General features: G+C 62.2%; 4 protein-coding genes and 2 pseudogenes. 1 reads left to right on the top strand and 5 read right to left on the bottom strand.

The window, feature by feature from the left end:
- Positions 1–350: 350 nt before the first annotated feature.
- The 5 genes and pseudogenes from IQK56_RS29790 to glnT all read right to left on the bottom strand — a co-directional run bounded on the left by IQK56_RS29790 (position 351) and on the right by glnT (position 6,328).
- Positions 351–1,661: an ammonium transporter gene (locus IQK56_RS29790; RefSeq protein WP_193864138.1), complete on the bottom strand. Its 1,311-nt coding sequence runs from the start codon at positions 1,659–1,661 to the stop codon at positions 351–353.
- 380 nt (positions 1,662–2,041) lie between these two features.
- Positions 2,042–3,364, bottom strand: a complete 1,323-nt coding sequence (locus IQK56_RS29785; RefSeq protein ID WP_150761219.1) for an FMN-binding glutamate synthase family protein — start codon at positions 3,362–3,364, stop codon at positions 2,042–2,044.
- A gap of 14 nt (positions 3,365–3,378) precedes the next feature.
- Positions 3,379–4,052: pseudogene (locus IQK56_RS29780) on the bottom strand (protein glxC).
- 11 nt (positions 4,053–4,063) lie between these two features.
- Positions 4,064–4,972, bottom strand: a complete 909-nt coding sequence (locus IQK56_RS29775; protein ID WP_193864137.1) for a class II glutamine amidotransferase — start codon at positions 4,970–4,972, stop codon at positions 4,064–4,066.
- 22 nt (positions 4,973–4,994) lie between these two features.
- A pseudogene (glnT, locus tag IQK56_RS29770) lies at positions 4,995–6,328 on the bottom strand (type III glutamate--ammonia ligase).
- Between the two features lie 281 nt (positions 6,329–6,609).
- Between glnT and IQK56_RS29765 the strand changes: the two are divergent.
- Entirely contained in the window at positions 6,610–7,209 is a 600-nt protein-coding gene (locus tag IQK56_RS29765; RefSeq protein WP_193864136.1) for a helix-turn-helix domain-containing protein, read from the top strand.
- The last annotated feature ends 243 nt before the right edge of the window (positions 7,210–7,452 follow it).

Here is a 7,452-nt window from a genome sequence, read left to right as displayed (position 1 = left end):
GGCGGCGGCCCCCCAAATCACTGTCGGATTACGGGCACACCGAGCCTGGGCGAGGTGCCGAGTGGTGGGGCAAGAGCCCTTTTGGTTACTTTTGGGGCTCTTTTCCAAAAGTGACCCGCTGTAAGAGCGGAACCCTAAGTGGCCGTTACCGCAGCAACGGATATGTACTCGGCCTGACATTCTGGTCGGCTGTCAGGCCGCCATCGGGGGCAAGCCCCCTCCCACATTTTAGTCGCAGGGCATCAGTTGGATAACCGTCGGCTCCTGATCCGTCACGGGAGCAAGCTCCCTCACCACAGGTACAGCGCTCGCCCTTAACTGACTGGCAAACAGTTTGAGCCGCGTTTACTTCAGTGGTTGTAGGCCCGCTCATTATGCTCGGCCAGGTCCAACCCCATCTCCTCCACCGACTCATGGGCACGCAACCCGACCAGGGCATTGACCACCTTGAGGATGACCCAACTGATCACAAAGCAGTACACCGTGGTCAGCAGCACACCCTTGAGCTGGGCAACTACCTGAGCGCCCATGGTCACACCTTCCACCAGGCCACCCATGGACGGTACACAGAACACGCCAGTCAACACCGCGCCGATCATCCCACCAATGCCGTGCAGGCCGAACACGTCGAGGCTGTCGTCGTAACCGAAGCGGCGCTTCAACACCGTCACGCTCAGGTAGCAGAACACCCCACAGAGCAAACCGATGGCCAACGCGCCGCCCACGCCCACGTAGGCACATGCAGGCGTAATCCCCACCAGGCCGGCCAACGCGCCGCTGGCGAGGCCGAGGGCGCTGGGCTTGCCGACCTTGAACCACTCGGTGAACATCCAGCCGAGAATCCCGGCGCAGGCGCCCAACTGAGTGTTGAGCATGACGATGCCCGAGGTGCCGCTAAGGCCGCCACCGGAGCCGATATTGAAGCCGAACCAGCCGACCCAGAGCATCGCCGCGCCGGCCATGGTCAGGCTGAGGTTATGCGCAGGCATCGGTGTGTTCTGGTAGCCCTTGCGCTTGCCGAGGATCAGGCACGCGGCGAGCGCGGCCACACCGGCGTTGATATGCACGGCGGTGCCGCCGGCAAAATCGAGCACGCCCCAGTTATGCATCAGGGCCCCCGAACCACCCCAGACCATATGCGCCACCGGGGCATAGACCAGGGTGAACCAGATGGCCATGAACAGCAGCGCCGCCGAGAATTTCATGCGTTCAGCAAAGGCGCCGGCGATCAGCGCCGGGGTGATGATCGCGAAGGTCATCTGGAAGGTCACGAACACCCCTTCTGGAATATCCCCCACCAGGCTCTCCGGGGTCATGCCCGCCAGAAAGGCGCGGCTCAAACCGCCGACAAAACTGTTGAAGGTCACCTGCCCTTCGACCATGCCGGTGGTGTCGACCACCATGCTGTAGCCGTAGATCACCCACAGCACGCCCACCAACCCGGCGATACCAAAGCACTGGGTAAACAACGAGAGCATGTTTTTCGCACGGACCAGACCGCCATAAAACAGCGCGAGCCCCGGCAAGCACATGAACAGCACCAGCACGGCGGCGGTGACCATCCAGGCGGTGCTGCCGGTGTTCAGGGTGGGGACTTCGGCGGCCTGGGCCAGAGGCACGAATGCACTGGCCGCCAATACAGCAAGAAGACGATTGACCATGTTCAAAGCTCCTGCGAAAGAAATGGGAAATGTCTGGCAGCGAGCAATTTTTATTACAGCGGCCTCTTGGTGGGCCCATCAATCAGTGGTGAGCGGGCTTGCTGGGTTGAGCTGGGTTGTTGTGGTGAGCGGGCTTGCCCCGCGCTGGGGGGCGAAGCCGCCCCAACAGGGCCTTTGGATGTGTCAGGCCAATTCGAGGTGCCTGGTTTTGGGGGTGCTTCGCACCCCAGCGCGGGGCAAGCCCGCTCACCACAGAAAGCCCGCTCACCACAACAAGCCCGCTCACCATAACAACCCAGCTCACCACAACAACCCAGTGCACCCTGACAACCCAGCTAACCCTAACAACCAGCGCACTACAGCAGGCCAGCCCCCCAACCTCAGTAACCGCTACCCGGCACCCAGTTGGTCCCCGCCAGCGGCACCCTGGCCATGGCGGCCGATTCCACGGTCAGCGCCACCAGGTCCTCGGGATCGAGGTTGTGCAGGTGCGACTTGCCGCAGGCTCGGGCCATGGTCTGCGCCTCCAGCACCATCACCCGCAGGTAGTTGGCCAGGCGCCGTCCGCCTTCCACCGGGTCAAGGCGCTTGGACAGCTCCGGGTCTTGCGTGGTGATCCCGGCCGGGTCGCGGCCGTTCTGCCAGTCGTCGTAGAAGCCAGCGGCCGAGCCGATTTTTTTCAGTTCCGCGTCCAGCCGCGGGTGGTTGTCGCCCAGGGCAATCAGCGCCGCCGTGCCGATGGCGACCGCATCCGCGCCCATCGCCATGGCCTTGGCCACGTCGGCGCCGTTGCGAATCCCGCCCGACACGATCAACTGCACCTTGCGGTGCATGCCCATTTCCTGCAAAGCCTGTACCGCTTGCGGGATGGCCGACAAAATCGGGATGCCCACATGCTCGATAAACACTTCCTGGGTCGCGGCGGTGCCGCCTTGCATGCCGTCCAGCACGATCACATCGGCACCGGCCTTGACCGCCAGCTTCACGTCGTAATACGGCCGGCTCGCGCCGATTTTCACGTAGATCGGTTTTTCCCAATCGGTAATTTCGCGCAGCTCGGCAATCTTGATCGCCAGGTCGTCGGGGCCGGTCCAGTCCGGGTGGCGGCAGGCGCTGCGCTGGTCCACGCCAATGGGCAAGGTGCGCATGCCGGCCACACGCTCGGTGACCTTCATGCCGAGCAACATGCCGCCACCGCCGGGCTTGGCGCCCTGGCCGAGGACGATTTCGATGGCGTCGGCCTTGCGCAGATCATCCGGGTTCATGCCGTAGCGTGATGGCAGGTACTGGTACACCAGGTGCTGGGATTGGCCGCGCTCTTCCGGGGTCATGCCGCCGTCACCGGTGGTGGTGCTGGTGCCGGCGATGGTCGCGCCACGGCCCAGGGCCTCCTTGGCATTGGCCGACAGCGCGCCGAAACTCATGCCGGCGATGGTCACCGGGATCTTCAGGTGGATCGGCTTCTTGGCGAAGCGGTTGCCGAGGATGACGTCGGTACCGCACTTCTCGCGATAGCCTTCCAGCGGGTAGCGCGACACGCTGGCGCCGAGCAGCAGCAAGTCATCGAAGTGCGGCAGCTTGCGCTTGGTGCCGCCGCCGCGAATGTCGTAGATGCCGGTTTCGGCGGCACGCTGGATTTCCTGGATGGTCAGGCGGTCGAAGGTGGCCGACTCGCGCAGGACCGGAGGGGTTTGTTCAGTCATGGAGGAGCTCCTGATCAGTACGCGGAGGCGTTGTCGACTTTGAAGTTGTAGAGCTGGCGGGCCGAGCCGTAGCGCTTGAAGTCCGCCGCCCGATGGGCAAAACCGGCACGATCCAGCAGTTCCTGCAGCTCGTGCAGGTGTTCACTGCGCATCTCTTTTTCGACGCAGTCCGAGCCCAGGGACTCCACCGTGCCTTTGACGTAGATATGGGTTTCATACAGCGAATCGCCCAGCGCATCGCCGGCATCGCCGCACACCACCAGGCGACCGGCCTGGCCCATGAAGCAGCTCATATGGCCGATGCTGCCGCCGACGACGATGTCGATGCCCTTCATGGAGATCCCGCAACGGCGCCCGCGTCGCCCTCGATCACCAGCAAACCACCATGGGCCGTCGCCCCGGCAGCCTGGGACGCGCTGCCTTTGACGCGCACCGAGCCCGACATCATGTTCTCGGCGCAGCCCACGCCGACATTGCCGTGCACGGTGATCGACGCCTGCTGGTTCATGCCCGCGCAGTAGTAACCGGCGTGGCCCTCGATATCGATGGACACCGGCTGGTTCACCCCGACGGCAAGGTTGTGCTTGCCGTTGGAATGGGTGACGCGCCATTCGTTGTCGAGCACCGGCGCATGCAGCGCCTGGTTGAGGTCACGCACGGTGGCGGTGGAAAGATCGATGGTTTTCATGTGTACGCTCCTTAAGCTGCTGTCTCGCGTTCCCAGATGTACAACGTGGCCGGTGCAGGCTCCCAGATACGTGCGTTCTCGATGCCCGGCAGGCTCGACAGGGCCTGGTACTCCGAGGCCATGGCCACGTAGTCGTCGGTCTCGGCGAGGATCGCCGGCTTGCACGCAATCGGGTCGCGGATCACTGCAAAGCCGTTGCGCGTGCCGATGGCGAAGGTGAAGAAGCCGTCGAGGTCTTCCAGGGAATGGTCCAGCGCTTCCTTGAGCGAATCACCCTGTTGCAGGCGCCAGGTCAGATAACCGGCGGCGACTTCGGTGTCGTTGTCGGTTTCGAAGTGAATGCCTTCGCGCTTGAGTTCCTGGCGCAGGCGGAAGTGGTTGGACAGCGAGCCGTTGTGCACCAGGCACAGGTCGGCGCCGGTGGAAAACGGATGGCTGCCTTCCATGGTCACCGCGCTTTCCGTGGCCATGCGCGTGTGGCCGATGATATGGCTGCCCTGCATGCTCGCCAGGCCGAAGCGCTGGGAAATCTCCTGGGGCAGGCCCATGCCCTTGAGGATCTCGATGCTCTGCCCGGCGCTCATGATGCGCACGCTCGGCGCCAGTTCGGCGAGAGCCAGGCGCACCGGGGCTTCGTCGGCGTGAATTTTCAATACCGCGGCGCTGGCGTTCTGGAACCAGTCCAGGGAACAGCCAAGGCGCCCTTCCAGCTCGCCCATCAAGGCTTTCCAATCGAAAGCTTCAGTAGTGGCTTGCAGGGTCAGCTTGACCCAGCCATCGGCGACTTCATCGCCATAGATGGCAAAACCGGCGCTGTCCGGGCCACGGTCGGTCATGGCTTGCAGCATGGGTTCAAACAACTTGCCGAGCTGGGGTTCCAGCCGGGGATTTTTCAGGTACAGGCCTACGATTCCACACATAACAAGTCTCCGTCACACGGTGTCAGAAAAATTCGGTGTAGCGCTGGATTTCCCAGTCGCTCACATGGCGGCTGTATTCCACCCATTCCATGCGCTTGAGCTTGATGAATTCACCCACGATCTGCGGGCCGAGCACTTCGGCGAAGAGCGGGTCGGCTTCCAGCGCGTCGCAGGCTTCCTTGAGGGATTGCGGCAGGGTCTTGATGCCGCGCTCGGCGATCTGTTCGAGGTTCAGGCTGTAGAGGTTTTCGTTGCAGACGTGGTCGATTTCCAACTGACGATCAATGCCGTCCAGGCCTGCGGCGATGATCGCGGCGCTGACCAGATACGGGTTGCAACCGGCATCCGGCAGACGGAATTCCAGGCGGCCATACGGCACGCGCACCATGGCCGAGCGGTTGTTGGCGCCAAACGCGATAAAGGCCGGCGCCCAGGTGGCGCCGGACAACGAGTTGCCGACCACCAGGCGCTTGTAGGAGTTGACCGTGGGTGCAGCGAACGCACACAGCGCCGGGCCATGGGCGAGCAAGCCGGCAGCAAAGTGATAGGCCAGTTTCGACAGGCCCATGCCGCTCGGGTCGCTGGCGTCATGGAACAGGTTTTTGTTCTCGGCGCTGCTGATCGACAGGTGAAAGTGCATGCCGTTGCCGGCGCGTTTCGGGTCGGGCTTGGGCATGAAGGAACAAATCATGCCCAGGTCATTGGCGATCTCCCCGGCGGCCATGCGGAAGAAGGTGAAGCGGTCGGCGGAGGTCAGCGCGTCGCTGTAGGTGTAATTGATTTCGAACTGGCCGTTGGCGTCCTCGTGGTCGATTTGGTAGACCTCGAAATCCACCGCTTGCAGGGCTTCAGTCAGGCGCTCAAGGAACACCCGTGAGCGGGACAGGCCCTTGTAGTCGTAGCAAGGCTTGTCAAGGTTGTCGCTGGGATCCACCAGTTGCAGCCTGCCCTGCTCGTCGCGGCGCATCAGGTTGAACTCGGGTTCCAGGCCGGTGTTCAGCGTCCAGCCCTTGTCTTGCAGGCGCTGCACCTGCTGTTGCAACACGTAGCGGCTGTCGTAGGGATGGGGCTTGCCGTCGACATGGCCGACACACACCACCCGCCCGTACCCTGGCTGCCACGGCACCGGGGTCAGGGTGGACAGATCGCCACGCGCCATGAAGTCAGGGCCGTGGGGTTCCATGCCCATGCCACTGATGGCAAACCCGGCAAACCCCGCGCCCTCTTCGGCCACCGTCTGGAGCCCGCAGATGGGCACCGATTTGGTCTTGGCCGCGCCGTGTATATCCACAAACTGCGCAAGCACGTACTTGATCCCGTGCTTGTCATGATGCGCTGGGTTTCTGCTGGCAACATTGCGTGTGACTCCTCGCGAAAGGCAAAACCGTGTGGATGGGCCTGGCTGTCTTTTTATTCCTAAAAAGAAAGTTAGTTTCCTTACAGGAATGCAATAGCCTTGCCAGATTCGCGATCGACGCACTGAAGTGGGTGAAGCGGCGCTTTTGTGCTGTATATATGGGAAAATTCTTTTCCCCGCAGGAATACGCACAGCGGGGTGGCCTTCAAGAGCCAGACCTTGCACTTTCCCAGTGCGAAAATAATATTACTGAACGGAAACCGTGCAGGAGCCGATGATCATGTCCACCGAAACCGCCCCGCGCCTCAAGCTTGAGCAATATCTGGGGCTGCAGATCAAACGCCAGCGCCAGGCCCAGGACCTGAAACTGGCCGACGTGGCGAAGATTGCCGATATCAGCCAGGGCATGTTGAGCAAGATCGAGAACGCGCAGGTCTCCACCAGCCTCGATACCTTGAGCCGCCTGTGCGATGTGCTCGGGCTGCCGTTATCGAAATTGTTCGCCGAATATGACCAGCAGGATGGCAGCGCCCTGCTGGTCAAGGCTGACCAGGGCATGGAAGTGGTACGCCGGGGGACCGAGAAGGGGCACACCTATCACCTGCTCAACCATACGCGGGGGCCGAAGAAGAGCTTCGAGGCGTACATGGTCAGCATGGATGACGCCAGTGAGGAGTTTCCTACATTTGCGCATCCAGGGACCGAGTTTCTGCACCTGCTTGAAGGGGAGCTGATTTATCGCCACGGCAACCAGTTGTATCGCATGGAGGCCGGGGACAGCCTGACGTTTGAGGGCGAGATTCCTCATGGGCCTGAGGAGTTGGTGCAGGTGCCGATTCGGTTGTTGTCGATCATGAACTACGGTAACGACAAGGAGTAACGGACTTGAGGGCTGCCTTTCTGTGGGGGCTGGTTGCGTGGCGGCCTCTGGGCCGACCATGTAGTTGGGTTGGGATGAGTACATATCCATTGCTGCGGTCACGGCGGCTATTGGTTCCGCCCTTACGGCGGGTCACTTTTGGAAAAGAGCCCCAAAAGTAACCAAAAGGGCTCTTGCCCCACCACTCGGCACCTCGCTCAGGCTCGGTGTGCCCTCACTCCGGCTTGAATCCGTGGGCCGCCG

The organism is Pseudomonas cyclaminis, assembly GCF_015163715.1.
Classification (GTDB): Bacteria; Pseudomonadota; Gammaproteobacteria; order Pseudomonadales; family Pseudomonadaceae; genus Aquipseudomonas; species Aquipseudomonas cyclaminis.
The sequence above is the reverse complement of the archived record's forward strand: the minus strand, read 5'-3'. Positions and strand labels throughout refer to the sequence as shown.

Bases quoted from the DNA above. Each gene is read 5' to 3' on its own strand.
- IQK56_RS29775 (WP_193864137.1), bottom strand. From the start codon at position 4,972: ATGTGTGGAATCGTAGGCCTGTACCTGAAAAATCCCCGGCTGGAACCC.
- IQK56_RS29785 (WP_150761219.1), bottom strand. From the start codon at position 3,364: ATGACTGAACAAACCCCTCCGGTCCTGCGCGAGTCGGCCACCTTCGAC.
- IQK56_RS29790 (WP_193864138.1), bottom strand. From the start codon at position 1,661: ATGGTCAATCGTCTTCTTGCTGTATTGGCGGCCAGTGCATTCGTGCCT.
- IQK56_RS29765 (WP_193864136.1), top strand. From the start codon at position 6,610: ATGTCCACCGAAACCGCCCCGCGCCTCAAGCTTGAGCAATATCTGGGG.